Raw genomic sequence first — 24,790 nt, 5'->3', positions numbered from 1 at the left:
TCATCCTTCCTGACGCCTGTCACGCATTTGCTGTTCGGCCACTGCCGCAGCCCCGAGAACACTTTTCCACAGCGCGATTTGGTCACGATCCGTCGCGCCCAAGTACTGACCCTCGAACACATGGTGTGTTAGGAGATAGAGCAGCGCCTTCATGACCGGAGCATCGTTGAGGCTGCCGCCCTCCGGCGCAAAAAGCGAGCGATATCGGCTGTTCAACCAAAGTGTTTTGTTCGGCAGGTCGACGTCGAGGAACTCTCCTTCCGGCATGCGGCGCCACTGCAGGCCTAGGGCGTCGCCTTCAATCATTGGCAACTCTTTACATATGATCTTCCGGAGCTTGGGCGCAAACCCCTTATCCGGGGTAATGGCAGGCTTGCGTACTCGACGTCTCCGAGTCGATTCGACATAAATGGACTCGGCATCGCTTAAGAATCGGTCAAACGTGGTGCCGTCTGAGGCCACCGCATGACTGACTGCATCGTGAAAAATCGGTTCAAACTTAAGACCGTGTTTCTCCGGGTTCATCGTCACGAATGACCCGATAGCCGACGCGTCGTCGAGCTCAACCCGAGCCAATTGACGGGCGGGGCCGGGAATCGCGGTGTCGGACCATCCACCAGCCTGAAGCAGGCGGTCATTTCGATATATGTAGAACCCTTGGAAACTTCCACCTTGCTTACCAGCAATACGGAAGCCGGTTATATCGGACTTCGCGGGCCAGATGTGGCACTGCATTCGTACCTTTGCTCCACCTGCTGTCGCCACCAACTGCTTGGGGTAACCCGGGTGACCTGATGTTGCGTATCCGAAAGGATCGATAGGTGTGATCGGCACGCCGATCCCTAACCCGATTTGGTCCCGCTCGTCGGCGAGCACCTCTATCTGCAACCGGCCGTTCTCAATTAATCGATGAAACACAAGTCCAAGATGAGATCGGAGCGCCTGCTCTGCATTGGCGAGCCACAAACGCGCTTCGGCTTCATTCCGTCCGCGGTAGATGCTGCGGATCTGGGTCCATATGACGGATGTACCAACGTCGGTTCCGAAGGTCTCTGCTCGGTGCGAGGCCGCCGCCGCACCTGCGTCGGATGTCAAAACTTCGCACGAGAAATCCTTTGAGAAGTCGGCGCGGCGGATCCGGCGGCCGGCATGAGCACTTCCCGCGGCGGTCGACCAGACGGTGAGCACATCGCTGTGGCCGAACGATGCAGCCTTCAGCCCCATCTCAAAGTGCCCGAGGTCGGTCTCGACGTACTCACGTTGATGACCGATGGTCATCGCCCTCGTAATCGCCCTGTCGTCCATTCCATGACCGTTATCAAGGACCTCAACTTGGACGAGGCGTTCCGAGTTCGTGAGCAACCGGATCGACACCTTCGATGCCGCCGCGTCCACGCTGTTGTCGACGATGTCAGCGATCGCCGATTCGAGCGTGTGATTGGCGCCAAGACTCTTCACCAACCCCGCGTCAGGAGCCAGCTTGATTCGATCAATGACATCGTTGTCAGTCGTCACGCCGACTCCGTCCCCTCCTCGGGGCCTCAACTTTTCGAAGTTGCCTTCGGTAGCCGCAAGCCATCCGAGCAGCGCTCGCTACCGACAGATCCTCGTTCTTCAATTCTCCCCCAGTGGCCTATCCAGGCACTCAACCTCTGATACCGCACGGTCGGCGGCTACACCTTGGGACCGTCCGAAACCGCCAAAGTACTGTTTCGAAGTACCCGTTCGATCTTGTCGGCGGCAGCCTCCGGGAGTTCGTGTTCCCAGATTCTGATGACCTGCCAGCCAAGCGCCGCCATGTGCTCGTCGGTTTCCCGATCACGCTCGACATTCCGGATCAACTTGGCTGCCCACCAGCGGCCGTTTCGCTTCGGCTGAGTTCCATGTTCCGGACAACAGTGCCAGAAACAACCGTCAACAAACACGACAACTCGTCGAGTTGGGAACGTCAGATCAGCGCGCCTACGCGGAAGCCCGGGAAGCGGCTGATTTACGCGGTACCGGAAGCCCCGAGCGTGTAGAAGCCTGCGCAGGGAGATCTCTGCGTCCGTATCCCGTATTCGCTGCCGCGACATGCGCGCGGAAGTTGTTGCGTCTGTCGGTGCGCCTACATTGAGCACACATCGAGACTAGCTTTCGACCTCGTCTCGATCCTGACACATCCTGTGAACTCGTCGGTGGAGCCGGCTATGTTCATCGCGTGGGTTCGAGCTCTCAGCCGTCTTCGTGTGCCAAGATCCGCGTGCTCGACCTCTTCAGTGGTGCAGGCGGTCTTAGTGAGGGGTTTGCGCAAGCATCCGACCGCTTCGAAACCGTCCGTGCGGTAGAGAGTGACCTAGCGGCCGCCGCTTCATATGCCGAGAACCACGGCGATGACGTCGTGTTCGCCGGGAGAATAGAACACTGGCTCAAAACCGAGGACGTCCCTCCCGCCGACGTAGTAATCGGTGGTCCGCCGTGCCAGGGCTTTTCCGCGCTTGGCAAGCAGGACGTCCTAGACAAACGTAACCAACTTTGGCTCCGTTACGCAGATACGATTCGCAGAGCGGAACCAAAATACTTTCTGCTGGAGAATGTTCCTGCTTTCCTCAAGTCGGATCAATTCAAGCGCTTCAAACGCCAATGTCATCCCAGCGGTCGGTTGGGCAACTACACTTTCCAGGCCGCTGTCCTGAACGCCGCCGACTTCGGAGCTGCGCAACTACGTAAGCGTGTGATTCTGATAGGCAATCACCGCGATTTGCCGTTCCCGGGATTTCCCGCGCCGACCCACCCATCCGACATGCGGCTCAACGTAAAAGATGTGTTTGGCGGCCTCGCCGAATCGGTCACGAATAAAAATTTGCCCAGCCGCTCGACAGAGTATTGGGACAGGGAGTTTCCCGGGACCTTCACGACGACTGATCTCCACGTCACACGTCAGTACGAAATTCGTTCGCTGGAACGCTTCGCCCAGATCCCCCCAGGCGGGAACCGTTTCGACATCCCGAACCACTTACTGCCGCCGTGTTGGAAGAAGCACCGAACAGGTTCGGGCGACGTCATGGGACGGCTTCGCTGGGACGAGCCATCGGTCACGATTAGAACCGAGTTCTTCAAGCCAGAGAAGGGTCGCTATCTTCACCCGACCGAGCACCGTGCATTGACACACCACGAAGCGGCACGTATCCAGGGATTTCGCGACAACTACAGGTGGGTTGGTTCAAAGATTTCCATTGCCCGCCAGATCGGCAATGCAGTACCGATTCCGCTCGGGACGGCCATCGCGCGCCAGCTCCTCGAGAGCCTCTAGCCTCACTTCCTGTCGTCCATGAACGAAACCCAGAAAAAGATCGCGGCGAGGCTCACCAACACCTCAGATTTTTTGCCTTATATCGAGGAAATTCGCTTTCCTATGTACAAATCCCTTGAAGATGGACTACGACTGACGCTCAGTTGGCCCATCACTGCGCTCATAGGCCCAAACGGGGCAAACAAATCGTCCGTCCTCCAGGCGATCTCTGCAGCGCCTGAGGGTAGGAGCCTCGCGCAGTTCTGGTTCTCGACCGAGGTCGACGACATTGATCGTGGCCCCCGCGGCAATGCAACCCACCGGTTCATCTACAAATACAGGTTCGACCAATCGGGTGTCAGCGCGGAGTGTCGCAAGTACCGCGGTTCGAAGATGTACCGCTCTGCGGAAGTCCCCAGACAGCTGCGAGGAAAACGAGATCCGGATTACTGGGAACCAACGAAGCGGGTTAAGGGAGATGGAATGTCGTCGATCCCGGCGACAGGATTCGATGCTTGGCTCTCAAAGAATCGCGACCGTTGGAATCAGGTGAAGAAGCACGTCGTCTACCTGGATTTCCGATCGGAACTCAGCGCATTCGACAAGTACATTCACCATCAGTCCTTCAGCCACTGGACGCCCGACGCGACGCAGAAGCGGTACAGAGTCGTCCTGAGGTCTAAGTGGATCGCCCGCGCCTTAAGCGGCGGAAGCCTTCCCAAACAAGAACGCGGACGATTGATCCAGCCGGTCCGCGAACTAGATGCGACCAGCGTCAACGCAATCGCCACCATCCTCGGCAGGCCGCTGGTCAAAATCGACATCATCGAGCACAAATTTTTCGGGCCGGACGGCTACACTGTGCGCCTGCATCTCGAAGGTGACGGGGCTGCCTACTCAGAGGCACACGCAGGTAGCGGCGAGTATGCCGTGATCCGGCTCGTCGACGCGATAAGGAGCGCCCCCGAGCGATCCCTAATCCTCTTAGACGAGCCGGAGGTATCCCTCCATCCTGGCGCTCAGAGGAAGCTTATGGACTTTATCGAAGCGGAGACCCTCCACCATTGCCATCAGGTGATTATCTCGACCCACTCGCCGGCGCTAGCTTCAGGTCTTCCCCCCGAGGCGATCAAAGTGTTCGGTTATGACGCGACGCGGCACCGTGTCCTCCTCATTGCCGATTCATGCTCACCGACGGAGGCGTTTGCCCATCTCGGACACACGATCATCGGCTCTCGCCCGAGACTTATCGTTGAGGACGAACTCGCCGCGGAAATCGCACGAGCTGCACTCCGCCGCCACGGGCCCAAGAAATTGGACACGCTGGACGTTGTGCCGTTCCCGGGAGGCGCGGGGGGCGTAATCAAGAACGTCCTCCCCTCGCTTGCAATCGGCGGGTTCGAGAAAGCAGCGATTCTTCTGGACGGAGATCAATCGCCTGCGACGCGCAACACATCCTTGGATGCAATGGACGCCATTGCGGCGCGAGGCGAAGACCTCGACGAATTGAACACCCTCTGGCGACTTCAGTTCCACGCGGCCGAACCGAATCTCCACTCCGATTCAGACCACAGTCGCGACATACCCAATCTCATCGCGTGCCTTACTTGGGCTGCGAGTCACCTTGCGTACCTGCCTGGCTCCTCTCCAGAGCAGGCGTTAGCGACCGCTCTGGGCGATGAGGACCCGAGCAAGACCGATACGACTTGGAAAGAGTATTGGGTCAACAGGGTGCGCTCAGAATTGCACATGACAGACGAGGAGATCGTCACATCGGATCTCATCCTTGACCTTCAGAGGATCGAACTTGGGCGCTTGCCATCCAGTTCTCCGCTCTTACAAGCTGTGTATGACGAAATCGTCCGCATCCTCGACTGGTAGCGGCGCGCTGCTAACCCCTACGTCAAGCCCACCGTAGGAGTGCAGGACATACTCCGCCTTGGTGCTTCGAGCACCGACCGCACGGCGCGCACCAATTTCAATGCGGATCGTCGGTGCGCTGTGGAGTGTTCTACTCCATCACTTCAACGCGTCGGACCAGCGGTAAAGCACCTTGTTTCCGACTTGATGAACTTCGTTCCTGTGCCGAGATAGCGCTTCTGCGCCAGCGAATCAACAGTCGTATGCAGTACTTGGCGACGTCGGCGGGCGACCCAAGCTCCGGTAGAAGAGGCGGACTACTCGCTGGCGTCTTGCATCCATTTCTCGACGTCGGTGCGGCGGTACAGCACACGGCGACCAAGCTTGATTGACTTCGGCCCACCATGGCCAACAGACCGCCACCACCGCAGCGTGGCTGGCGTTAGGCGCGTCATCTCAGCAACCTCGTTCACCGTCAGAAGCTCGCTGCCTGACTGCTCGGCCGCGGCGGAGGCCGGTGTCCCTGGCTGCGACGCCAGGCTCTGTGCGATAGAGAGCAGCGCGTAGGTGCTTGCGAGCTTCCACGGCGACGTGTGGCCGGAGTCGATCCGATCGGCGGCCTGTAAAGCTTTTTCGTACCAATTCATCCGTGCACCGCCGGTTTCTCCCGCCTACCTCGATTTCTCGTAAATGCTGCCAGGGCGACGATATCCGCGTAGGTTTGCTGCGAGTGACCGCGGTTTGACCGTCACCGAGGGTCTACACAGCTAATTCGCAACCCGCCGGAACTCTGCCGAGATCGGCCACAAACCTCCGCCTAGCTGCATACATATGCCGAATGTCGGAGAGTTGCGGATGCTAGCGAACGGCGCGAGATGCCCCAAAGCAGCTTCCCAAGCTGAATACGCGGGTTCGATTCCCGTCATCGGCTCCATCTTGAGCAGCGGTGAATCGTCTCTGCCGCGGCCCGTGCTGTGCCTCTCAATCTCGCCGATGCAGCAAGTGATTTGTGCGTTGGGCCAGCCTTCGCTTGACTCGTAATTGCCTAACGGAGGGAGGCCCTGGTGCCAGGCGAGTTGACGATGAGACTCGAGACGATGGCCTCGGCCGCCCAGATTCTTGCGAACAAAGCCGAGGATCTGCAGGCGGAACTGGACAGCATCACCAGCGCTTGGCGCGACTTATTTGCGTCGTGGCAAGGTGTGGCGGCATCGGCATACGGGCCGCCCTGGGAAGAGTGGCACCAGGGAGCCACGGCGGTTGCGTCACTGCTTTCTGAGCACTCTCATTCGCTTCTACGCTCGCTAGAACTCATGTTAGATCACGAGACGCTTGCGGCCAGAGCATTTGCAGCTCTAAATTCAAAGAGCTCAACGTTATGAGCCGGCGCTACACGGTCGACTTTGAAGCTCTAGCACACTTCGTCGAGCGGCTCGCAATCTTCGATTCGCAAGCCGAGCAGATTGCAACGGAAGTGAATTCATGCGTAGCTGAGCTGAGTGGCGCCTGGTCGGGTCAAGGCGCCAATGCCGAACGTCAATATCACCAGAAATGGCTAAAAGCTGACAGTCAGATGCGGGAGGGCCTTGATGCACTTCGGAAGAACGTTGAAATAGCACGTCGCAACTATATTAGGACTGTTCAACATAACACCGTCATGTGGCCGTGACTGGTATGGGATGGCAATCGCGAGGCTACCCAGCGTTTGCCAAATTTAAGGACCTTGGGCCGGCGCGAAGGTAGTAGTCCCAATCAATGTCTGCGAGGGGAACTACATCGGATTTCGATCTGGACGCCACACCACTTCGAGGTCATCTTCCGAAAGAGTGACTAGGGCCTGCGTAATACCGTCGGCGTCAGAGAACTCGACCTCGAAGGCTGCAGGGAGGTCCTTACTCGAACTTTTGGTGTAATCCATAACGACGGTTCCTTGTGTGCCAGCGACAAGGTTATATTGCGGCAGGGGCCGAAGCAATTGCACCACGTCATATTCTTCAGGCCTCATCCGTCTCGATCTTTCATCTACTAGTGGGGATCGCTGTCACAAGGCGTACAACGCCGTCATTTCCTCGGAGCCAGGCAAATGTTACATTGATTGCCTTCCCGTTCGCTCCAATGATCGGAATCACTTCATTATATTTGACGCCATACTGAGTGACACCTGTGATCACTGCCCGGTTGGGGTCGAAGACAATCTGCTTGGCGAGCTCAGATTCATTCTGCCGGGTGAAGCCTAACGCTTGCTCGAACCACTTAGCCTTCGGTCCCCCATCGGGATGGTCTGGATTAAGCAAGTATCTTTCGAGCTTATCCACGACACTCTGCCCTGAGAGCGTCGTTGCCTCGGTAGCGTCGATCGCAGCACCACCCCTACCCACCGTTTCGGCCGCGAAGGTGCTCGCGCGCGCCGCAAGGAGTGGCCCTAACTCAGTGATAGAGCGCGCGGCGGCACCCGCCGCTGCTACGGTCGGCAGAGCCGACAATTCGGCCGCCGCACGAAACGCACGGATAAATTCCGCAATTCGCGCTCCTGTAGCGGCCAGTCGACTGACGTCGACGACCTTTGACACGGCCTCACTGGCTCCTGCGGTGAACGGAATCAAAACGGCTGCAACAATTTCGGTCACTGCTACGGTAGCGCCTAACGATTCCATTTCGTGAATGATGTTGTTATGGGCGGCATCGATTGCCGATGCGTAATCGTCGCAAGCTTTGGCCGCGACGTCGCAACCTTCAGCCGCGGAGTTCATCGCGTCTCGAGTTTGATTGCAGTTGGCGACTGCTGCGGGTATCTCGGGAGATTTCTGGTTGCTCAGATAAGGCGTTGCGCTATTCCCCATGAAGGCTGCCGCGCGCAGTGACGCCCCACAGTCACGCCACGCGCGGGCGGCGTTATGGAGTTGGTGTTGATGACCATTAGGCCACAATTCGCCTTGTACGTAGGCCTGGATAGTGTGCCACCAGGTAGGAACATCCGCGTGGCCGCCCTCGGCCGAGGGTATAGCCGGTTCCAGAAACACGGGAGTTTTTTCGGGTGCAACGACGGGAGGGTTTCGGTTGTCGAATGCCGACTGTTCGTCCGCATTCTGGTGGTTGACAGCAGTCGCATACAGCAGGTCGGTTACCTGTCCGGCAGCGATCACCGCTGCGGATGCACATTCCATGAGCCCCGCGGCACCGTCACACCCGCCGCATAGTGGGTCGTACTTCGAGGCCCAGGCGTGCGCCCCGCTGTCGGTGCCGGCCATCCCAGCCGAGCTTTGCAATACACCTGCCAAGCGGGCGACCGCGGCAGCCGCCTCCTGGTGGACCTGACGCCACCCGTCACCAACTCGCCTTATGATTTGCGGATCAACGTCTTGTGCCATTGCACACTTCGGCGTCCTTTTCGATCATTTGGCGGAGTTGCTACGAGCTACGTTCGGGAGTACAGCAGCGGCTAACCTTCAGCTACACGCGTCGGCCCCAATGCGACTCCTGGCCAAGGCGCCGCGTCCTTGACTAGGTGGACCAGGAGCGAGTCGCGTGCACCCAATGGCGACCATCCGGGCATTCATCCGATCCTCCGCGTCGAGTCCGCCTTTGACGTTAGCTGGCTTGAAGCCGCCTGAAAATTCACCAAAACCGGTCACGCTTCAACAGGGCCTTCGGTGACCAGCGCTACGCTGAAGGGGTGTTCGTCGGCTCGGGAATCTTCAAGTCCGGCGATCCCGCCCAGCGCGCCGCCGCGATCGTGAAGGCCACCACCTTCTACGACGACCCCGACGTGCTGGCCAAGGTGTCGCGCGGCTTGGGGGAGGCCATGGTTGGCATCAACGTCGAGCAAGTCCCGCAGCCCCATCGGCTGGCGCAGCGCGGCTGGTGAAAACAGTCCACTGAACCGTCGACGCCGAGTCCGAGCTCTTAATGTTCACCTAGGTTCACCAGACATCACATACAGCTTCGCTCCCGACCATTGCTATAAGGCCCCATACCCCGCGCGGGCCTTCGCTAGTCGCCACGGCCTGGGAGGGCGAGATGGACATCGTGCTCGGCGTTTCGCTGGCGCCCGATTCGGTTCGACTGGTCCTCGTGCAGGGCGAATCGGCCGACGGCACCACGATTGACGAGAACGAATTCCTTGTCGACGACGCGCCGACGGTCAGCGCCTCCGATCGGGTGATCGCCGCCGTCGTCGGCACCCGCGACGACGCGAACCGCGCCGGCATCGCAGTGTCCTCGGTGGGGGTCGCCTGCACCGACCAGCTGGCAGCTGCGGCGCTGCGCGATGCGCTGGCCGCCCATAAGGTCGAAAACGTCATGCTCGTCTCGGCATTCGTGGCCGCCGCTGCGCTGGCTCAATCTGCAGGCGCCGCAATTGGTTACGAGAACACAGCGATGTTGCTGGTGGAACCCGACATCGCAACGCTGGCGGTGGTCGAAACCTCTGACGGGTCCGCTTCCGAAGTCCACACGACACCCGTCCTTACCCCCGACGCACTCGCCGACATGGTGGCCGGGCTCGGCGAAGGGCCGGGCCGCCCGGGTGGCCTGATGGTGATCGGCCACGGCGTCGACGTCGGCCCCCTCGCCCGGAGCCTGCAGGAGGCGACGAATTTGGCGGTCAGCGCCCCCGGGCAGCCGGAGACCGCGCTCGCCCGCGGGGCCGCGCTGGCGTCCGCGCACGCATTCACCACGTCAACCACCGCGCTGGCCTACGCCCAAGACCCTGACACCGGCGGCTTCCCACACCTCGGTGGCGGGCGACCCGATGGCCACGCGTACAGCGCCGTCGACGACGACGGCGCCCAGGCCCCCACCGTCGTCCTGCCCAACCGCGCCACAGCCGTCCGCAGGCCAAAGTTGTTGGTGGGCAGCGCGATTGCGGTGGCCGGCTTCAGCGCGGCCCTGGCCCTGGAGGTGGCCCTGACGGTCGGGGTCCACACGACAGTCGGGATGTTGCCCGCCCCTCTGCACAATCTGGTGGCCCCGGCCGAGCAGGTACTCGCACCCGAGCCTGTGGTCACCGCCAAGGCGGTCACGCCCGCGCCGTCGGCGCCCATCGCGCTGACGCCACCACCGGTGGCACCGCCGCCTGACGTTCCGGGCGCCGCCGTGCCCCCCGTTCCCGTTCCCGCGGCGCCGGCCCCGCTGGTCATGCCGTCGGTGCTACCGGTCCCCCTGCCACCGATCCATCTGCCCGATCCGCCGGCAAGCCCACCCGTCGTCCAGGCACCGCCACCCGCCCGGCCCCCAGCGCAGACTCCCCCACCGCAATCACCGGCCGCCCATCAGACGCCACCCGGGCAAGGAACGGCACACAATCCCGGCGTGCACCCCGGCAGTGGAGCGCCTGCAGACGGCCAAACACCGAGCAGCCCAAGCGGTTCCGGCGGCAACACCCAGCCCGGTGGCGGCCCGCGCAGTGGCGGCACCGGCAGCGCGCCCGGCGGTAGCAGCGGCGGCTCGGTCAGCGCCGGGGTCCACCACTAGCGCGCGCCGGACGGCGACGCAGTGCAGCCGAAACACGTCATTTCCGCGAGGTCCGCACCTTGTCCTGATCTTGACCTGCGGGCGCGCTCTTAGCGCCTGACCTCGACGTTCGGCCCGTCTCCGCGCCTAAACCGCCGTTGCCGAACCGTGATCGACGCGTTACCGAAATACACACGCGCCCTTGCGCTTCCGCAGGTCAGAGGGGATTTACCATCATCGGTATTACAACTCTGTCAGTTAGAAGGAATGGGAGCCATGCGGGCGGTTGTTCGGTGTGTTCTTGTGGTGTTCGGTATCGCGGCAAGTGTGGTCGCGGGCCCGGCCGCGCTGAGCGTGGCCGCGGCGAATCAGTCACCGACTTTCACCGTCGCGTCGATCTCGCCGGCACGGGGCCAAGCGGTCGGGGTGGCCCACCCCGTCGTCGTGACGTTCACCGCCCCCGTTGCCAACCGGCGCGCCGCCGAGCGGGCCGTCGAGGTGAAGTCGACGCCCACCATGACCGGCACATTCCAGTGGCTCGACAACAAGGTCGTGCAGTGGGTGCCCGACCGATATTGGCCGGCGCACAGCACGATTGCGCTGACGGTGGGTGAGGCCACCTCCGAGATCAAGACGGGTCCCGCGGTCATCGGTACGGCCAGCATCTCCGAGCACACGTTCACCGTCAGCATCGACGGCGTCGAGGCGGGACCGCCGACCCAGCTTCCCGCGCCGCACCACCGCCCCCACTTCGGGGAGCAGGGCGTGATGCCGGCGTCGATGGGCCGCCCGGAGTTCGCGACGCCCGTCGGGTCCTACACAGTTTTGTCCAAAGAGCGCTCTATCACCATGGATTCGAGCAGCGTGGGCATTCCCGTCGACGACCCCGACGGCTACCTACTCACTGTTGACTACGCCGTCCGCATCACCAGCCGCGGCCTGTTCGTGCACTCGGCGCCGTGGGCCCTACGGTCACTGGGGCTCGAGAACGTCAGCCACGGCTGCATCAGCCTGAGCCCCGATGACGCCGAGTGGTACTACAACCACGTCAACGTCGGTGATCCCGTGATCGTGCAGGATTAGCGAGCGCCCGACCCGAAAAGCCCCGCACCCAAGCGCAACACGGGTGCGGGGCTTTTTCATGCGGATCGAACCCCGCGCGGCTGCGCGACACCTCAGCTGCGCTCCCGTGCCGCCTGCCAAGACTGAGGCGCACGCCTTGCGCCGAAGGCCGATACCACGGGACCACTCCGCAAGCCATTAGCGGCTGCTGCTTCGCCGATGACGATGGCGCTGCGCCCAACAAAAAAGGCGGGCCCGCTGGCGTCAAACCAGCGGGCCCGTCGGTGAATTCGGAGGTGTCAGCTCGCAGGCCCCGCAGGGACCGGCTGACCGGGCACCGGACCACCGGACGGCGCCGGACCCGTCGTGACGTCCTTGACGCCGGACATGTCGATGATCGGGGCGGCTGGGAGCCCATCCGCCGGGCCGGCGAGCGCAACCAGCGGCGCACCGGCGGGCACCACGGGTATCGGCGGCGCGATGGGCACCGGCGGCACGACGGGCACCGGGGGCACCAGCGGCAGCGGGCCGGGCACGGCCAGCGGCACGCCGGACATATCGGTGAGGGGCGCCGCGCAGGCGCCGGCCGCGGCGGGCGCACCGCCGGCCGCCGGTGCACCAGCGACGAAGGGCGCCTCACCCGCCTGCCCCTCGATGCACGCGTGTCCGCCCGTGATCAGTGGGGCGGCTGCCGCGTCCGGGCTCAACGCTATGGCCGCTCCGCACAAGCCCGCGCTGGCAACCACTTTGATGTTGAACCGATCGACGATCGCCATCAGCGTCAACTCTCCTTATATTCGCGCTCACATAGTTCGCAATCGTCGGTGCAGCAGAACCGCATAGCCGTACCGAAGTCGTTTCCCGACCGCGCCAATTGTCAGCAGTCACACCGCGACACGACACGCGCCGCACCGCGTCGTATCCAAAAGGTGACGTCACGACGCCATCACAACTCGAACAGCTTCCGTAAACCCGTTGTGAGCTGGGTCAATCGGACGCGCGACGCCGCGCCAGCCGCGAATGGCGAGCGCTAGCGGCGACTGAGGCGCCCGAGCCGGCGCGCCGCCAGATGAGAGTGAACCCGATCGGGCGGCGAGCCGTGATACGGGTGTCCGGCGGGGCGCGATGTCATGGCCCGGTCGACTCCTTGCCACGGGAAAGGATTCCGATGCCACCAGGTGACGGCAGCCTCGCAGGACGGGTGGCTCTGGTGACCGGCGCCGCTCGGGGGCAGGGCCGCGCGCACGCGGTGCGGCTGGCGGCCGAGGGAGCCGACGTCATCGCCCTCGATCTGTGCGGTTCGGCGTCGCCGAGCATCGCCTACCCACCCGCGACCGCCGACGAATTGGCTGAAACGGCGCGCGCGGTGAAGTCGACGGGCCGCGACGTGCTGACTCACGAGGTGGACATTCGTGACCTGACGGCCTTGCAGCAGGTTGTGGCGGACGGTGTCGCTCAGCTTGGGCGGCTCGACATCGTGGTGGCGAACGCCGGAGTCCTGAGCTGGAACCGGCTGTGGGAAATGTCCGAGGAGCAGTGGGACACCGTCATCGGCGTCAACTTGAGCGGGACATGGCGGACGATCCGCGCCGCGGTGCCGGCGATGATCTCCGCGGGAAACGGCGGCTCGATCATCGTGGTGAGCTCATCGACGGGATTGAAGGCCACTCCGGGCAACGGCCACTATTCCGCCTCCAAGCATGGGCTCGTCGGTTTGACCAACGCCCTGGCCCTCGAGCTGGGTGAATATGGGATCCGGGTCAACTCCGTGCACCCCTACGCGGTGAAAACCCCGATGACCGGATTCGAAGGCATGTCGGACATCCTGGGCCGCTACCCGCACTACCTGCACAGCCTCTCCCCGATGCCTCTGCAACCGCACGGCGTCACCGATCCCGAGCGGCTCGGCCTGCTGATGCCCGAAGAAGTCTCCGACGTAATTGCCTGGCTGGCCGGTAGCGGCTCGGCCACCCTGTCGGGTTGCCAGGTGCCCGTCGATCGCGGCCAACTGAAGTACTAGCCGCCTCCCTTCTAAAGGGCCACGCGCGAGCGCGGCCCTTTTTCTCGCGCCGACCAAATCTCTGCGCAGCTCATTCACAGGAAATTCCGAGTGCACTCAACATGAACATAAGGTTTCATAAAAGTGAACACGCTGAGTGAAACTGTTGACAAGCAGAGGAGACGGCACTGTGGCTTCACCGCGGCTCATCGCCACATCGCTGCGCGGCGCGGCGCTGTTGGGCGGCCCGTTGACGGCCGTCGCGATCGCCTGGGCGACACCCGCGCACGCCGACGCGTCGGCTTTCTTGAGCGATATGCACCGGGATGGCATCCACGCCACGTCCGGCGGTGACGCCGCGCTGTTACAGGCCGGCTTGAACCTGTGCCAGCAACTGTCGTGGGGCGCCCCGCCGGCACAGCTGGAAGGCCTTGCGCTGCAACGCTCCGACGCAAGACAAGGCGCCGGGGGGCTGACACCCCAGCAGGCCGACGACGTCGTGGGCTACGCCCAGCGCGACCTCTGCCCCGACGCCTGACGCGCCTGTCGCCCGTTAGCCGCGCGGCGCGACCCGCACGCGCTGAGGCCGCGACGGCGATTGCCACGCGGCAGCTCCGATGTGCCGCGCGCCCAGCGCGGTCACGTCGGGCCGCAACCACAACGGTGGCCCGCCGGCCGGCCGCTCGTCGTTCACCGTTCATTCGCGGGACTTAGTGTGCGCGGCGTGTTTTGATGAGCTTTCGCGAAAAGCGCATCATCCGAATCGGGCGCGGGCAAAGGAGACAAAGCCATGGCGGGACGGACGCTGTATGGCCGGCTGGTGGGCGGGGCGCTGGTCGCCGGGCCGTTGGTGATCGGCGGGATCGGTTGGGCCGGTCCGGCACAAGCCGACCAAACCTCGTTCCTCAACGACCTGCACAACGCCAACATTCACGCCATCAACGGTGGCGACGATGCGCTGTTGCAGATGGGCGCGGACCTGTGCCAGCAGTTGTCGTGGGGCGCATCGCCGACGCAGCTGGAAGGCTTGGCGCTGCAGCGCTCCGACGCCGACCAAGGCAACGGTGGCATCAACGGCCGCCAGGCCGCCGACGTGGTCATCTTCGCCCTGCGCGACCTGTGCCCGAACGCCTAGCGGCGCGCATGCCTTGATCGGCACGCGGAGCAAGTTGGCTAACGCCAAGCAACGAAACAGAGCCGTCACTTCGTACCGCACGGATACGCGTCTGATCGGACTTCGTCGCACAACGCGCATTCACGCGTCATGATGAAGTACGGATGCAAGGGGAAGAGCAGGTACGGCGTGTCGCGCAGGTCGTCCAGGCGCGGCGCAGGCGCTTATCGACGGCTATCGGATATGCGTTCCTCGGCAGCTTTTTTGTATTCATCTACGGCATGACCCTGCTGGCTTACTTGCTCGCGTACCAATACCTGGCAGGTCCTTACTGCGAGACGCATCGCATGCGCGCCTCCGACACCTGCTCAGTGCTGCACGTCAACGGGCTGCGTGGTGGGCACTCGGTGGAGCACCTGAACCATCCCGGCGACACACCACCCGAACTGACGCTGCCTCCCACCGCGCATCCCAGTCCCGATGCGATCATCCGCGGTGTTTACTCGCCGGCGGCCATGCAGCGGCTGCATCACAGTGACGGCCTGGAAATGCTGGCCTTCGGTGTGGCTTTGACGCCACTCGTGTGCCTGTTCACCGTGAGATTCGTGCGCGCCAGACGGGCATCACGCACGATGCCGGCTGTGCCAGATGAGTGATCGCGCGGACGCCTCGGCCGGCGTAGGAGGGCGTCCCTAACCCGGCAGCGGCCGAAACACCGCCAGCGCACGATATTTCGCGGTGAAACGCGCCTCCCGGTATTCGTCGCCCACCTCACCGTCGCGGGCGATGACGGTCGGGCCATCCACAGTGCTGAACGTGAATTCGGGCACCTGCAGTTCGCGATAGAGCGGGCTGCGCTCCAGGCGGCCCAGCGCCAACGCCGTCAAGATCCGGGTCCGTGCCCAACGCCGGCCCGTCTCGAGGATTCGCACGTCGATCAGGCCGTCGTCCATGCGGGTGCGTCGCGACGGGGCGAACCCGGTGGGCAGGTACACGGAATTGCCCAGGAAGAACAGCGACGTCTGCAGTGTCTTGTTGTCGTAGCGGATTCGCACGGGCGCGTCGCCGCGCAGCGTCCGCAACATCGCGTACAGACCGGCCAGCGGCTTGCCGATGCGCTTCTCCAGCTTCTCGCGCTGCTCGACGAAGGTCGGGTAGGCGCCGATGCTGGCGGTGTTGAGCACCAGTTCGGAGTCGTTGAGGCACACCAGATCCACGTAGGCCGCGGAGCCGCGGCGGATCGCGTCGACCGTCTTGGCCACGGTGTCGCAGCCGATGTCCTTGGCGAAATGATTGAACGTGCCCGCGGGGAAGACGGCCAGCGGTAGCCCGGCGTCGACGGCCACCGCCGCGGCGGTCGCGACGGTGCCGTCACCACCGCCGACCGCGAGCACCTCGGCATCCGCGGCGGCGCCACGCAACACCTGCGCCGGATCGTCGTCGGGCTTGAGCTCGCGAATGTCAGCCTGCGGCAGCGCCTTTCGCACCTCGTCGACCACGCGGGCGCCGGTGCCGCCACCCGATGCGGGGTTGATGACCAGCACCACACCCGCGCCGTCGGGCCGCGGGCGGGCCGGCAGCCGCAGGGGTTCCGTTCGCGGCAGCGCGGTTTCGACGATCGGCGGCACCAACCGGCCCCCCAGGACCGCGATGCCCGAGCCGATACCGAACCCGGCGACCACGTCGCCCGGGTAGTGCACGCCGGTCGCCACCCGCGACAGGCCCACCAACCCCGCCAGCAACGACAGCCCGAAACCCAGCAGCGGGTTCTCCAGACCCACCCCCACGGCGAACGCGGCGGCGCTGGCGGAATGCCCGGAGGGCAACGAGCTCGACGTGGGCCGCCGCACCCGCCGGATCGCGGGCACCTTGTCATAGACCGGGCGGGGGCGCGGCCGGATCCGCTTGGCGACCTGGTTGGTGACCAGGCTGGACACGCCCAGCGTGACGATCCCGCGCAGCGCGCCGCGCTGTGCGCTCTGGTTGCCGCTGGCCAGCAGCGCGGCCCCGATCGCGAACCACAATTTCGAGTGGTCGGCGGCCCGGGTCAGCGGCGGCATCACCGTGTCGAGCAGCGGGGTGTCGGTCGCGGCGACGGCGTCGAACACCTCCCGGTCCAGCGTGCCCAGCCCTCGGGTGATCTGCTTGATGCCGCGCGCGCGTTGCCAGGGCCGCCTGTTCATTGGTTACACCCTAAATTGGTGCTTGGAGATGGACGCACAGGGCTATTGGACGAGATGGCACGACAACGCCGAGCGGTGCGGCGTTGCCCCCTCGGTCGTCGACGAGATCACCCGGCGCTACGGGATCAGCCCGGCCAGCTTCCGGGTGCTGGACGCGCTGACCGAGGTCCGGGATCCCGATGGCAAATCCTTCTTCGTCCTGCCGCGCGGCATCGCCGGTCAGCACGCCCGCGAGGCGGCGCTGATGACCTACGTGGTGAACGCGGGCACCGGCTACGGCAAGGCGGGCGATGGGCCCACCGACTTTCCCGCCACCCCGTACGCCGCCGCAGAAGTGGCGCGAATCGCCAAGCGGCAGAACGACAATCACTGGACCTACGGCCGAGACGTCGGGTTTGTGCATCGCAACGGGGGCCGCCTGGCCAGCACGCCCAACGGCATCCTGATGGGCTTGGGCGGCAACTGGATTCAGCGATTGTTCAGCGCGCGAGCCGGCACCACCTGGGGCGACATCTTCATGGTCAACGTCGGTGGGGTGCCCGACGGGGAGGATCAGCTGCGCCGGATCGTGCGCTCGGGGCGAGCGTGGTACGCGGATCGGGACGGCACGCCGCGGCCCAGCGGACTCGCCCTGGATCGGGTGCTGCACCACGAGGAGCGCCACTGCCGGCAGTGGGCGGACCGCGGCTACTTGGGCATGCTCTCCGGTTACGGCCGGGAGTTATTGCGCGAGTTGAGCTTCGGCGTGGTCAACGAGTTCGAAGAAGAGGCCGGCCTGGCCGACGGCGGCTACCGCAGGGCGTGCACCCCGTGATAGAAGACCATCGCCCCGATCAGCACCAAGACGGCCGCCAGCAGCGCGGCGTTGTTGCGGTCCATCCAGTCCTTCAGCCGTGCCAGCGGGTCGTCGAGCCGGCTCCCGGCCGCGAGGTAGGCGAGGATCGGGATCGCGACGCTCGACGCGGCGACGGCGACGAAGAACGCCGCGGCGGCCCAGTCACCGGCCAGACCCAGCCCGGCGGTGCCGATGCCCAACCCGGCGGGTACGCAGATGAGCGCGACATCCGGGCGCACCACCGCCAGGACCGCCCCGGTGACGGCCGCGCGGGCCGGGGTGATGGTGGCGAAAGACCGCATCCAGCCGGGGGACTCGGTGTGGGCGCGCCGGGTGACCCACTTGTAGATGCCGTAGCCGATCAGCGCCACCCCGAACACCACCCGCAGCCACGACGACCACCGGGGCGGTGCCTTGTCCAGGCCACCGAGCAGACCGGAGGCGGCGACGGATACCGCCGTCAGCGCGGCCAACGACAGCAGCCAACCCAGCAGAAACGCGAGACTGCTCGGCCGGGGGCGCGGCGCCTGCAGCACCAGCACCGCCGGGATGACCGTGAGGGGCGACAGCGAAATGACCAGCCCGAGGGGGACGAGCCCGGTCAAGACCGTGCCCCAACTTCCTGCCATGGCGGCATCCTTCCATTGCCGTGCCGACGCGGCGCCGAAGCGCGCCGGTAGTTAGACCAGCATGCGAATCCCGTTGTAGAGCACGACCAATCCGATGAGCAACAAGATCACGGCCATCATCGCGTCGTGATTGGCCTCCATCCACGCCTTGAGGCGCTGCAGCGTCGCGTCGAGCCGGTCCCCGGCGGCGACGTAGGCGACGACCGGGACCGCGACCGACGACGCGGCGAGGACGACGAACAGGCCGGCGGCCGCCACCTGGGCGGCGGCGCCAAGGGTGCTGTTGCCGACGGCCAACCCCGCGGCGGCACACAGGATGAGTACCTCGGGCCGCAGCGGCACCAGCGCGGCGCCGATCGCGCCCGCGCGTCCCGGCGTGAGAGTGGAGAACGACCGCATCCAGCGCGGCATGCGGCGGTGGCGGTGCCGGGTGAACCAGTGAAAGCCCGCCAGCGCGAGGAGCGCCGCGCCGAGGACCACGCGCAACCAGGACGCCCACTTCGGCGGGGTCGAGTGAAAGCCGGTGAGGAACTCCGAGCCGCTGACGAACGCCGCGGTCAGCGCGAGCAGGCCGAGCAACCAGCCGGTCAGGAAGGCCAGGCTGGTCGGCCGGGGCCGGGGCGCGTGCAGGACCAAGACGGCCGGGATGATCGTGATGGGCGAGAGCGCGATGACCGCCGCCAGCGCCACCAGCTTGGTGAGCACGGGGGCCCAACTTGCGTCCACGGGCAGCAATCATCGCATTGGGCCGTCGCCCGCGCACCGCTTCGCCGGACACCGCCGTCGACCATGGCGCGAAGGTAGCGGCACGGACAGCGTCACGCGTTACCGCGTGGGTCGCGGCGGGGTCCGGCAAAGCGTCATCGCCCCTTGCGGCGCAGCACCCACGCGGGAATCCAATGCGTCACGGTCTTGCGTTGAGCGCCGTAAACCACGGGATAGGTCACCAGCCCCCACCAGTCGCCCTGTTCGCACAAGCCCCAGCAGCTCAGCCACCCCTCCACCACCTTGTGCAACTGCAGGCCGTTGGGTTGATAGCGGCCCGACCGGTGTGGCTCGCGCGGGAACAACACCGTCAGGTCGACCAGCACCGCGACCGGCGGCCGCACCACGTGAAACGGGTGGCGCAGGGGTTGGCCGTTGTAGCCGATCGACGCGAACGGAGCCATCGTTCGATCATACGTTCGAATAACTGGAGTTGGATCGTTTACCGCGCGTCGGCCTCACCGGCTGGATATAGTCGCCTCGCACGGGACAGAGACGGCCGAGGGGACCCCGAAATGAACCGAGTTATGGCTGCCGGCTTGCTGGCGTTCGGCGGGCTTCTGACCGCCGGAGCGGGCACGGCCAACGCCGACGAAATCGAAGTTGACGGCATCTACTCGAGCGACGCCGGCTGCATGGCCGACGCCCCGCACGTCGAGCTCACGCACAACGACCACCTGTACAGCCGGTACGACTGCCGCCTGGGCCCCGACGGGTTCTGGCACGTCTGGCTGCTTAGCTGACCCACACCCCGCTTCTGGCACCATGACGAGGTGTTCAGCGAGACCAGGCGAAGCCCCGCGCTGCTGGACCCGCTGCTCATCGGAGTCCTCGGCGCCGCAATAGGTCTGGCCGGTGCGGCCCGGCCGTCGTTCTGGTACGACGAGGCGGCCACCGTCTCGGCCGCCTACAGCCGTTCGGTCGGCCAACTGTGGCGGATGCTCGGCAATGTCGACGCCGTCCATGGCCTGTACTACCTGTTCATGCACGGCTGGTTTCAGATTGTTCCACCCACCGAGTTCTGGTCCCGCGCCCCGAGCGCGCTGGCGATGGGCGCCGCGGCGGCCGGAATTGTGGTGTTGGGCAAGCAGTTCTCGTCGCGCAGCGTCGCGGTCAGCGCCGGTGTGCTCACCGCGATCCTGCCGCGTTCGACATGGGCGGCGGTGGAAGCGCGCCCGTACGCCGTCTCGATGGCCGCAGCGGTGTGGTTGACGATACTGCTGGTCGGGCTGACGCGACAGGAAAGCCGTTGGCGCTGGGCTTATTACGGCATTTTTCTGGCGGCATCGATGTTGCTGGACGTCTATCTGGCCCTGCTGATCCTGGTGCACGCCGGCTACGTCGTGAGGTATCGGCGCAGCCTCGCTCCGTTCGCGGCGACGGCAGCGTTGACGCTAGTCGCCCTGGTGCCGTTCGTGATTCGGGTCGTCAGGCAGACCCCGCAGATCAAATGGGTGGCGCCCGTCGGACACCGGACCATCGAAGACGTCGTCGTCCAGCAGTACTTCGAACGTGACCCTCTTTTTGCGGTCCTCGCGGCGTTGGTGATCGCCGCGGCGATCGCGCGGTGGCTGTGGGCGACCGGCGTCGGGGCGGGAGAGCGACAGCTGTTGCTCTTGGGGGCGGCGTGGGCGGCGTTGCCCACCGCGGTGATCGTGGTCTTCTCCACCGTCGTCCATCCGATCTACACGCCGCGCTACCTCACCTTCACCGGTCCTGCGGTGGCGCTCGTCCTCGGGGTGTGTGTCGGCGCCGTCGCCTCGAGACCTTGGCGGGCCGCCGCCCTGGTCGGCCTGTTCGCCGTTGCCGCGGCACCCAACTACGTTCGGACACAGCTGAATCCGTACGCGAAATACGGCATGGACTACAGTCAGGTGGCCGACCTGATCACCGCCAAGGCGGCCGCCGGTGACTGCCTACTGGTCAACGACACCGTCACCTTCATGCCCGCCCCGATGCGCCCGCTGCTGGCGGCGCGCCCCGACGCGTACCGCAAGCTGGTCGACCTCACGCTGTGGCAGCGGGCGACCGACCGCAACGACGTCTTCGACACCAACCTCATCCCAGAGGTGGTCGCAACCCCGTTGAGCCACTGCGGGGTTGTCTGGATCATCACGCAGGCGGATCCGTCGCTGCCGGCACACGAGCAGGGCCCGGCGCTGCCGCCCGGTCCGGTCTACGGCCCCACGCCCGCCTTCGGGGTCCCCCACGATCTGGGGTTCCGGCTGGTCGAACGCTGGCAGTTCAACCTGGTGCAGGTGCTCAAAGCCGAGCGGTAGTCACCAGATTCGGAGGTAGTCGACCAGCATCGAGGAGGGGAATTGGCCCGCCGCCGGGTCACCGGCACCCACGCCGCCGACGGCGAGAGTGAACATCGGGGTCATCCAGTAGCCGGGGATGTTGAACGGCCACCGGAAATCGTCGGGAGCGCCGCCGGCGACGTGGATCGGCTTGTTGGGCACCTTGAAGTACTCGGCGCCGTCCCGAGAGAACTCGAATCCCTCTTCGCCCCAATGCATCCGCCAGGTGTGCCAGTTGCCGTCAACCAGTCCGGGGATGGATTTGCCCTCCCAGGTCTTGCCGTTGGACGCCGCGTGCACCGTGGTGCCCGGGGCCCACTGGCCGTTGCCGTACCACTCGAAGATGTCGACCTCACCGTCGGGCAGCGGGTCCTCGTTGACCCCCCAGAACGACGGCCACAGGCCGGGGAACAGGCAGTCGAGCTTGATCCGCGCCTCCCACGTCTGGTTGATCATGCTGCGGAAGGTGCCGCGCAGCTTGCCGCTGTAATAGGTGTTGCTGAGGAAGTCGTGGGTGGCGCACAGCACGAGGTTGGAGTGGCCGTCCTGGTACACGTTCTGGCGGTCGTCGCGGTAGATGCCCTCGACGGGCGGGAACACATCGTCCTGCCACGTCTGGATGGTCCACTTGCTCGGGTCGGGAGGTGAGCCCGCGGGCCCGTCGAATTCGTCGGCGAAGATGTAGGGGCCACCGCCCCCGGCCGACGGCGGCGCCTCCGGTGCGGACGGGGTTGCCCAGGCTTGCGGGAGTCGCATCGCAGCCCCCAGCATGCCGAGCCCGGACGTCAACAACATGCTGCGACGATCCATCTACATCCCACCAATCGTGAAAGCCGTTCCTGCAACCGGGCGCGATACCCCCAGGAAACTCTCGCAAACGGTGTTACTAAACCACGCACCGGGGTCGTTCGCATCCCGCCCCGCCGGTCCGATCCCGCGGCCGCGCCGGTCGACCTGCGGTGACACCCACCGACCATCAACGTCGTTGACATCGCGTCAGTCGGTGGTATCAAGGAGGTTGATATCTGCGGATGAAACGAAAGGAACTGCAATGTCTGGTGGATTTTTCGGTGGTCCCGGCTTCGGTGGGCCCGGCTTCGGTGGGCCCGGTTTCGGCGGCCCCGGTTTCGGTGGTGGCCCCGGTTTCGGCGGTCCCGGGTTCGGCGGCCCTGGGTTCGGCTGGGGCGGCCCGGCGTTCGGGCAGCACGGCCCGGGATTCGGCAAGCACGGCCGTCACGGGCTCAAGCGGGCGGCGTTCGTCACCGCGGCGTTGCTGCTCGACGGTCCCGCCGACGCGGCACAGGTGGTGCAGCGGGTGACGGACGCGACGCAGGGCGCGTTCACTCCCCCGCAGGACGTGGCAGAGCTGGCAATCGGCATCCTCGCCGGTCGCGGCGCCGTCACGGTGGAAAACGGAGTGGCGACGCTGACCGAGCTGGGCCGCAACATCCTGGCCTGGCGGGGCGTCAGCAGCGAGACCGCGCACGCGTTCCTCGGCCGTGCCGCCAAATTCGGCGACGCCCTTAAAATCCGCAAGGAACTGTTCGAGATCGCCGGGCTGGCCCGCACCATCGCCTGGACGGGCACCGACGAGCAGAAGCAGCAACTGGCCCAGGCGCAGGCCACGGTGTTGGAGGCGCTGACGGAAGCCAAGAAGGCGCTGCACCGCGCGCTCGGGGAGGGCTGAGCTCGCCCGCCCCGGCTACCGGGAACCGGGTTCGCTGAGCTTGACCAGCGTCTTGCCGATGTTGACCCCGGTGAACAGGCCGTTGAGGGCATCGACGCACGAGTCGATGCCCTCAAAGACGGTCTGCCGGTGCTTGAGTCGCCCCTCGGACTCCCATTGCCGCAGCGCGGTGAAGGCCTCGTCGAACCGGCCCCACTGGTCGAGGGCGTTGAAGCCCTGCATCAGCGCGGTCTTGGCCAGCAGGTTGACGTAGTTCGCCGGGCCGGGGTGCTCGCCGGTCAGGTAACTGGAGATGACGCCGCACAGCACCACCCGCGCGCGTGACGCCAGCCGGCCGAGCACCGCGTCGAGGATGGGGCCGCCGACGTTGTCGAAATAGACGTCGACGCGCTGGGGGCAGTGCCGTTTGAGCGCCGCCGGCACGTCCTCGTTCTTGTAGTCGATGCACGCGTCGAAGCCGAAGTCCTCCACCACCGCGCGGCACTTTTGCGGGCCGCCCGCGATGCCGACCACCCGCGCGCCCGCGATCTTCGCGATCTGCCCGGCGACCGACCCGGTGGCCCCCGCGGCGGCCGAGACCACGACGGTCTCCCCTTCGGTGGGCTTGCCGATGTCGGTCATCCCGAAATACGCGGTGGCGCCGGTCGGCCCGTACACCGACATGATCGCCAACTGGTCGTCCTCACCGGGGATCGGCGTGCTGAACAGGTCGTCGCGGATGAGCACGTATTCCTGGAAGCCGGTCAGCGTGGTTACCACGTCGCCGACGGCGTAGGCGTCGCACCGGGATGCGACGACCTCGCCGATCCCCGCCGCCCGGATGACCTCACCGAGCTGGACCGGCGGGAGATAGCTGGGCTGATCGTCGAGCCAGGTGCGGGCGGCGGCATCGATGCCGACGTAGGTGGTGCGCAGCAGCGCCTCGCCCTCGGCGGGTTCGGGTGCCGGCGCGGTGATCGTCTCGGTGTCGGCGGGCTGCACCAGTCCCGACGGGCGGCGGCGGAGCACGATCTGGCGGTTCGGCAACTCGGGCACGAACAGAAGTTACCTAACCGGCCGAAATCGGCCGGCGAATTGGCGAATTAGTCGGCGCGCGGGCCCTCAGGCCGGTCGTCGGTGTCGCCGTCGAGGACGCTGACGGCGATGCCGTAGGGCAGAAACCGCACCTTGCGGCTGGGGTCGGTGTTGTCCTTGTTCGCCCGCAGCGCGTCGAGTTCCGTCGCGTACACCTGCTCCACCCGGGCGCCGCCGCCGGCGTCCACCGTGTAGATGGCCCACACCCCGTCACCGGCTTCACCGGCGGTCTCGGGCGCCGGGCGAGGCCGCCGCGACAGGTCGTCGAAGAGGACCGACCACCCCGACCGCGGGCCGGGCGCGCCGACGAATTTGCCCAGCCGCTCGAACACCTCGCGCAGCCCCTCGCTGCCCTCCCGGATCACCCGGTCGAAGTCTTCGGGATCGAATCCAAATGCACCGTGCTCGCCCACGCGACCTCCTCGCCCGCTCGTGCCGTTCCTGCCAGTGTGCGCTTCGCCGAGCGGGTTTGCCACGTCCTAGGGCGGCGGGGGCGGCGCCCGGGTGGAGCAGGTGTACGCGACGGAACTCGACGCGCTGCGGGCGAACAAGGACAACAC

Annotated in this window: 27 protein-coding genes and 2 pseudogenes; 16 read left to right on the top strand and 13 right to left on the bottom strand. The window is 65.2% G+C overall.

Features of this window, described 5'->3' with window-relative positions; genetic code table 11:
- Positions 1-1,515 (bottom strand): ATP-binding protein, encoded by a 1,515-nt coding sequence (locus A5700_RS07565; RefSeq protein WP_068072216.1) that lies wholly within the window; start codon positions 1,513-1,515, stop codon positions 1-3.
- 158 nt (positions 1,516-1,673) lie between these two features.
- Positions 1,674-2,120, bottom strand: a complete 447-nt coding sequence (locus A5700_RS25205) for a very short patch repair endonuclease (RefSeq protein WP_255377899.1) — start codon at positions 2,118-2,120, stop codon at positions 1,674-1,676.
- A gap of 122 nt (positions 2,121-2,242) precedes the next feature.
- On the opposite strand from A5700_RS25205, the gene A5700_RS25200 reads away from it, so the two are divergent.
- Together A5700_RS25200 and A5700_RS07560 are read left to right on the top strand one after the other, a co-directional pair.
- Entirely contained in the window at positions 2,243-3,292 is a 1,050-nt protein-coding gene (locus A5700_RS25200; protein WP_082960586.1) for a DNA cytosine methyltransferase, read from the top strand.
- Positions 3,293-3,310: 18 nt separating this feature from the next.
- Positions 3,311-5,152 carry an ATP-binding protein gene (locus tag A5700_RS07560; RefSeq protein ID WP_082960585.1) on the top strand — a complete coding sequence of 614 codons (1,842 nt, stop codon included), beginning with the start codon at positions 3,311-3,313 and terminating at the stop codon, positions 5,150-5,152.
- A 296-nt stretch (positions 5,153-5,448) separates the two neighbouring features.
- On the opposite strand, the gene A5700_RS25195 is transcribed toward A5700_RS07560, so the two are convergent.
- Positions 5,449-5,778, bottom strand: a complete 330-nt coding sequence (locus A5700_RS25195) for an AlpA family transcriptional regulator (protein ID WP_068072211.1) — start codon at positions 5,776-5,778, stop codon at positions 5,449-5,451.
- Positions 5,779-6,213: 435 nt separating this feature from the next.
- On the opposite strand from A5700_RS25195, the gene A5700_RS25190 reads away from it, so the two are divergent.
- Together A5700_RS25190 and A5700_RS25185 are read left to right on the top strand one after the other, a co-directional pair.
- Complete coding sequence (locus A5700_RS25190) at positions 6,214-6,513, top strand: WXG100 family type VII secretion target (protein WP_255377900.1); 300 nt, start codon at positions 6,214-6,216, stop codon at positions 6,511-6,513.
- Positions 6,510-6,800 carry a WXG100 family type VII secretion target gene (locus A5700_RS25185; RefSeq protein ID WP_082960583.1) on the top strand — a complete coding sequence of 97 codons (291 nt, stop codon included), beginning with the start codon at positions 6,510-6,512 and terminating at the stop codon, positions 6,798-6,800. Before A5700_RS25190 ends, A5700_RS25185 begins: the two co-directional genes overlap by 4 nt.
- A gap of 102 nt (positions 6,801-6,902) precedes the next feature.
- Here A5700_RS25185 and A5700_RS25180 read toward each other — a convergent pair whose 3' ends face one another.
- Together A5700_RS25180 and A5700_RS25990 are read right to left on the bottom strand one after the other, a co-directional pair.
- The gene (locus A5700_RS25180) at positions 6,903-7,136 is read right to left on the bottom strand and encodes a DUF4926 domain-containing protein (RefSeq protein ID WP_082960582.1); all 234 of its coding nucleotides are present in this window, start codon (positions 7,134-7,136) and stop codon (positions 6,903-6,905) included.
- Between the two features lie 13 nt (positions 7,137-7,149).
- Positions 7,150-8,379 (bottom strand): DUF6883 domain-containing protein, encoded by a 1,230-nt coding sequence (locus tag A5700_RS25990; protein WP_156671122.1) that lies wholly within the window; start codon positions 8,377-8,379, stop codon positions 7,150-7,152.
- 416 nt (positions 8,380-8,795) lie between these two features.
- On the opposite strand from A5700_RS25990, the pseudogene A5700_RS07555 reads away from it, so the two are divergent.
- From A5700_RS07555 to A5700_RS07545, 3 genes and pseudogenes are all read left to right on the top strand, one after another.
- Positions 8,796-8,996, top strand: a pseudogene (locus A5700_RS07555) (pyridoxal 5'-phosphate synthase lyase subunit PdxS); the annotation flags it as partial.
- Between the two features lie 152 nt (positions 8,997-9,148).
- Complete coding sequence (locus A5700_RS07550; protein WP_068204601.1) at positions 9,149-10,603, top strand: hypothetical protein; 1,455 nt, start codon at positions 9,149-9,151, stop codon at positions 10,601-10,603.
- Positions 10,604-10,858: 255 nt separating this feature from the next.
- Complete coding sequence (locus A5700_RS07545; protein WP_068072200.1) at positions 10,859-11,665, top strand: Ig-like domain-containing protein; 807 nt, start codon at positions 10,859-10,861, stop codon at positions 11,663-11,665.
- A gap of 278 nt (positions 11,666-11,943) precedes the next feature.
- Here the strand turns inward: A5700_RS07545 and A5700_RS07540 are convergent, their stop codons facing one another.
- Positions 11,944-12,429, bottom strand: a complete 486-nt coding sequence (locus A5700_RS07540; protein WP_082959871.1) for a hypothetical protein — start codon at positions 12,427-12,429, stop codon at positions 11,944-11,946.
- A 383-nt stretch (positions 12,430-12,812) separates the two neighbouring features.
- Here A5700_RS07540 and A5700_RS07535 point away from each other — a divergent pair, with 383 nt between their 5' ends.
- The 4 genes from A5700_RS07535 to A5700_RS07520 all read left to right on the top strand — a co-directional run bounded on the left by A5700_RS07535 (position 12,813) and on the right by A5700_RS07520 (position 15,413).
- A complete protein-coding gene (locus tag A5700_RS07535) occupies positions 12,813-13,664 on the top strand; it encodes a mycofactocin-coupled SDR family oxidoreductase (protein ID WP_068072193.1) in 852 nt (283 codons plus the stop codon).
- Between the two features lie 169 nt (positions 13,665-13,833).
- Positions 13,834-14,181 (top strand): DUF732 domain-containing protein, encoded by a 348-nt coding sequence (locus A5700_RS07530; RefSeq protein ID WP_068072190.1) that lies wholly within the window; start codon positions 13,834-13,836, stop codon positions 14,179-14,181.
- 252 nt (positions 14,182-14,433) lie between these two features.
- Positions 14,434-14,778, top strand: a complete 345-nt coding sequence (locus A5700_RS07525; protein WP_068072187.1) for a DUF732 domain-containing protein — start codon at positions 14,434-14,436, stop codon at positions 14,776-14,778.
- Positions 14,779-14,921: 143 nt separating this feature from the next.
- Positions 14,922-15,413 carry a hypothetical protein gene (locus A5700_RS07520; protein ID WP_068204598.1) on the top strand — a complete coding sequence of 164 codons (492 nt, stop codon included), beginning with the start codon at positions 14,922-14,924 and terminating at the stop codon, positions 15,411-15,413.
- Positions 15,414-15,449: 36 nt separating this feature from the next.
- On the opposite strand, the gene A5700_RS07515 is transcribed toward A5700_RS07520, so the two are convergent.
- Positions 15,450-16,940 carry a bifunctional phosphatase PAP2/diacylglycerol kinase family protein gene (locus A5700_RS07515; protein ID WP_068072183.1) on the bottom strand — a complete coding sequence of 497 codons (1,491 nt, stop codon included), beginning with the start codon at positions 16,938-16,940 and terminating at the stop codon, positions 15,450-15,452.
- Between the two features lie 28 nt (positions 16,941-16,968).
- On the opposite strand from A5700_RS07515, the gene A5700_RS07510 reads away from it, so the two are divergent.
- Positions 16,969-17,754: a hypothetical protein gene (locus tag A5700_RS07510; protein ID WP_068072181.1), complete on the top strand. Its 786-nt coding sequence runs from the start codon at positions 16,969-16,971 to the stop codon at positions 17,752-17,754.
- Here A5700_RS07510 and A5700_RS07505 read toward each other — a convergent pair.
- The 3 genes from A5700_RS07505 to A5700_RS07495 all read right to left on the bottom strand — a co-directional run bounded on the left by A5700_RS07505 (position 17,730) and on the right by A5700_RS07495 (position 19,573).
- A complete protein-coding gene (locus A5700_RS07505) occupies positions 17,730-18,404 on the bottom strand; it encodes a GAP family protein (RefSeq protein ID WP_068072177.1) in 675 nt (224 codons plus the stop codon). The genes A5700_RS07510 and A5700_RS07505 overlap by 25 nt on opposite strands.
- Before the next feature lie 51 nt (positions 18,405-18,455).
- Positions 18,456-19,109 carry a GAP family protein gene (locus A5700_RS07500; protein ID WP_197502893.1) on the bottom strand — a complete coding sequence of 218 codons (654 nt, stop codon included), beginning with the start codon at positions 19,107-19,109 and terminating at the stop codon, positions 18,456-18,458.
- Between the two features lie 155 nt (positions 19,110-19,264).
- Positions 19,265-19,573, bottom strand: coding sequence for a hypothetical protein (locus A5700_RS07495; RefSeq protein WP_068072170.1), 309 nt, complete (start codon positions 19,571-19,573; stop codon positions 19,265-19,267).
- 123 nt (positions 19,574-19,696) lie between these two features.
- Here A5700_RS07495 and A5700_RS07490 point away from each other — a divergent pair, with 123 nt between their 5' ends.
- Together A5700_RS07490 and A5700_RS07485 are read left to right on the top strand one after the other, a co-directional pair.
- A complete protein-coding gene (locus A5700_RS07490; protein WP_231973861.1) occupies positions 19,697-19,912 on the top strand; it encodes a hypothetical protein in 216 nt (71 codons plus the stop codon).
- Positions 19,913-19,942: 30 nt separating this feature from the next.
- Positions 19,943-21,448, top strand: coding sequence for a glycosyltransferase family 39 protein (locus A5700_RS07485; RefSeq protein WP_068072163.1), 1,506 nt, complete (start codon positions 19,943-19,945; stop codon positions 21,446-21,448).
- On the opposite strand, the gene A5700_RS07480 is transcribed toward A5700_RS07485, so the two are convergent.
- Entirely contained in the window at positions 21,449-22,279 is an 831-nt protein-coding gene (locus A5700_RS07480; RefSeq protein WP_068072161.1) for a family 16 glycosylhydrolase, read from the bottom strand.
- Positions 22,280-22,520: 241 nt separating this feature from the next.
- Between A5700_RS07480 and A5700_RS07475 the strand changes: the two genes are divergently transcribed.
- Entirely contained in the window at positions 22,521-23,156 is a 636-nt protein-coding gene (locus A5700_RS07475) for a hypothetical protein (RefSeq protein WP_068072158.1), read from the top strand.
- A gap of 15 nt (positions 23,157-23,171) precedes the next feature.
- Here the strand turns inward: A5700_RS07475 and A5700_RS07470 are convergent, their stop codons facing one another.
- Positions 23,172-24,191 (bottom strand): NADP-dependent oxidoreductase, encoded by a 1,020-nt coding sequence (locus A5700_RS07470; protein WP_068072155.1) that lies wholly within the window; start codon positions 24,189-24,191, stop codon positions 23,172-23,174.
- 47 nt (positions 24,192-24,238) lie between these two features.
- Positions 24,239-24,643 (bottom strand): hypothetical protein, encoded by a 405-nt coding sequence (locus A5700_RS07465; RefSeq protein WP_068072152.1) that lies wholly within the window; start codon positions 24,641-24,643, stop codon positions 24,239-24,241.
- Between the two features lie 79 nt (positions 24,644-24,722).
- Here A5700_RS07465 and A5700_RS26900 point away from each other — a divergent pair.
- Positions 24,723-24,790 (top strand): annotated as a pseudogene (locus A5700_RS26900) (hypothetical protein); the annotation flags it as partial.

Source organism: Mycobacterium sp. E1214, assembly GCF_001666755.1.
GTDB lineage: Bacteria > Actinomycetota > Actinomycetes > Mycobacteriales > Mycobacteriaceae > Mycobacterium.
Note: the sequence above shows the minus strand (reverse complement) of the source record. Positions and strands in the feature narration are given on the sequence as shown.

Bases quoted from the DNA above. Each gene is read 5' to 3' on its own strand.
- A5700_RS07560 (WP_082960585.1), top strand. From the start codon at position 3,311: ATGAACGAAACCCAGAAAAAGATCGCGGCGAGGCTCACCAACACCTCA.
- A5700_RS25195 (WP_068072211.1), bottom strand. From the start codon at position 5,778: ATGAATTGGTACGAAAAAGCTTTACAGGCCGCCGATCGGATCGACTCC.
- A5700_RS25190 (WP_255377900.1), top strand. From the start codon at position 6,214: ATGAGACTCGAGACGATGGCCTCGGCCGCCCAGATTCTTGCGAACAAA.
- A5700_RS25185 (WP_082960583.1), top strand. From the start codon at position 6,510: ATGAGCCGGCGCTACACGGTCGACTTTGAAGCTCTAGCACACTTCGTC.
- A5700_RS25180 (WP_082960582.1), bottom strand. From the start codon at position 7,136: ATGAGGCCTGAAGAATATGACGTGGTGCAATTGCTTCGGCCCCTGCCG.
- A5700_RS25990 (WP_156671122.1), bottom strand. From the start codon at position 8,379: ATGGCCGGCACCGACAGCGGGGCGCACGCCTGGGCCTCGAAGTACGAC.
- A5700_RS07550 (WP_068204601.1), top strand. From the start codon at position 9,149: ATGGACATCGTGCTCGGCGTTTCGCTGGCGCCCGATTCGGTTCGACTG.
- A5700_RS07545 (WP_068072200.1), top strand. From the start codon at position 10,859: ATGCGGGCGGTTGTTCGGTGTGTTCTTGTGGTGTTCGGTATCGCGGCA.
- A5700_RS07535 (WP_068072193.1), top strand. From the start codon at position 12,813: ATGCCACCAGGTGACGGCAGCCTCGCAGGACGGGTGGCTCTGGTGACC.
- A5700_RS07525 (WP_068072187.1), top strand. From the start codon at position 14,434: ATGGCGGGACGGACGCTGTATGGCCGGCTGGTGGGCGGGGCGCTGGTC.
- A5700_RS07520 (WP_068204598.1), top strand. From the start codon at position 14,922: ATGCAAGGGGAAGAGCAGGTACGGCGTGTCGCGCAGGTCGTCCAGGCG.
- A5700_RS07515 (WP_068072183.1), bottom strand. From the start codon at position 16,940: ATGAACAGGCGGCCCTGGCAACGCGCGCGCGGCATCAAGCAGATCACC.
- A5700_RS07510 (WP_068072181.1), top strand. From the start codon at position 16,969: ATGGACGCACAGGGCTATTGGACGAGATGGCACGACAACGCCGAGCGG.
- A5700_RS07505 (WP_068072177.1), bottom strand. From the start codon at position 18,404: ATGGCAGGAAGTTGGGGCACGGTCTTGACCGGGCTCGTCCCCCTCGGG.
- A5700_RS07495 (WP_068072170.1), bottom strand. From the start codon at position 19,573: ATGGCTCCGTTCGCGTCGATCGGCTACAACGGCCAACCCCTGCGCCAC.
- A5700_RS07490 (WP_231973861.1), top strand. From the start codon at position 19,697: ATGGCTGCCGGCTTGCTGGCGTTCGGCGGGCTTCTGACCGCCGGAGCG.
- A5700_RS07480 (WP_068072161.1), bottom strand. From the start codon at position 22,279: ATGGATCGTCGCAGCATGTTGTTGACGTCCGGGCTCGGCATGCTGGGG.
- A5700_RS07475 (WP_068072158.1), top strand. From the start codon at position 22,521: ATGTCTGGTGGATTTTTCGGTGGTCCCGGCTTCGGTGGGCCCGGCTTC.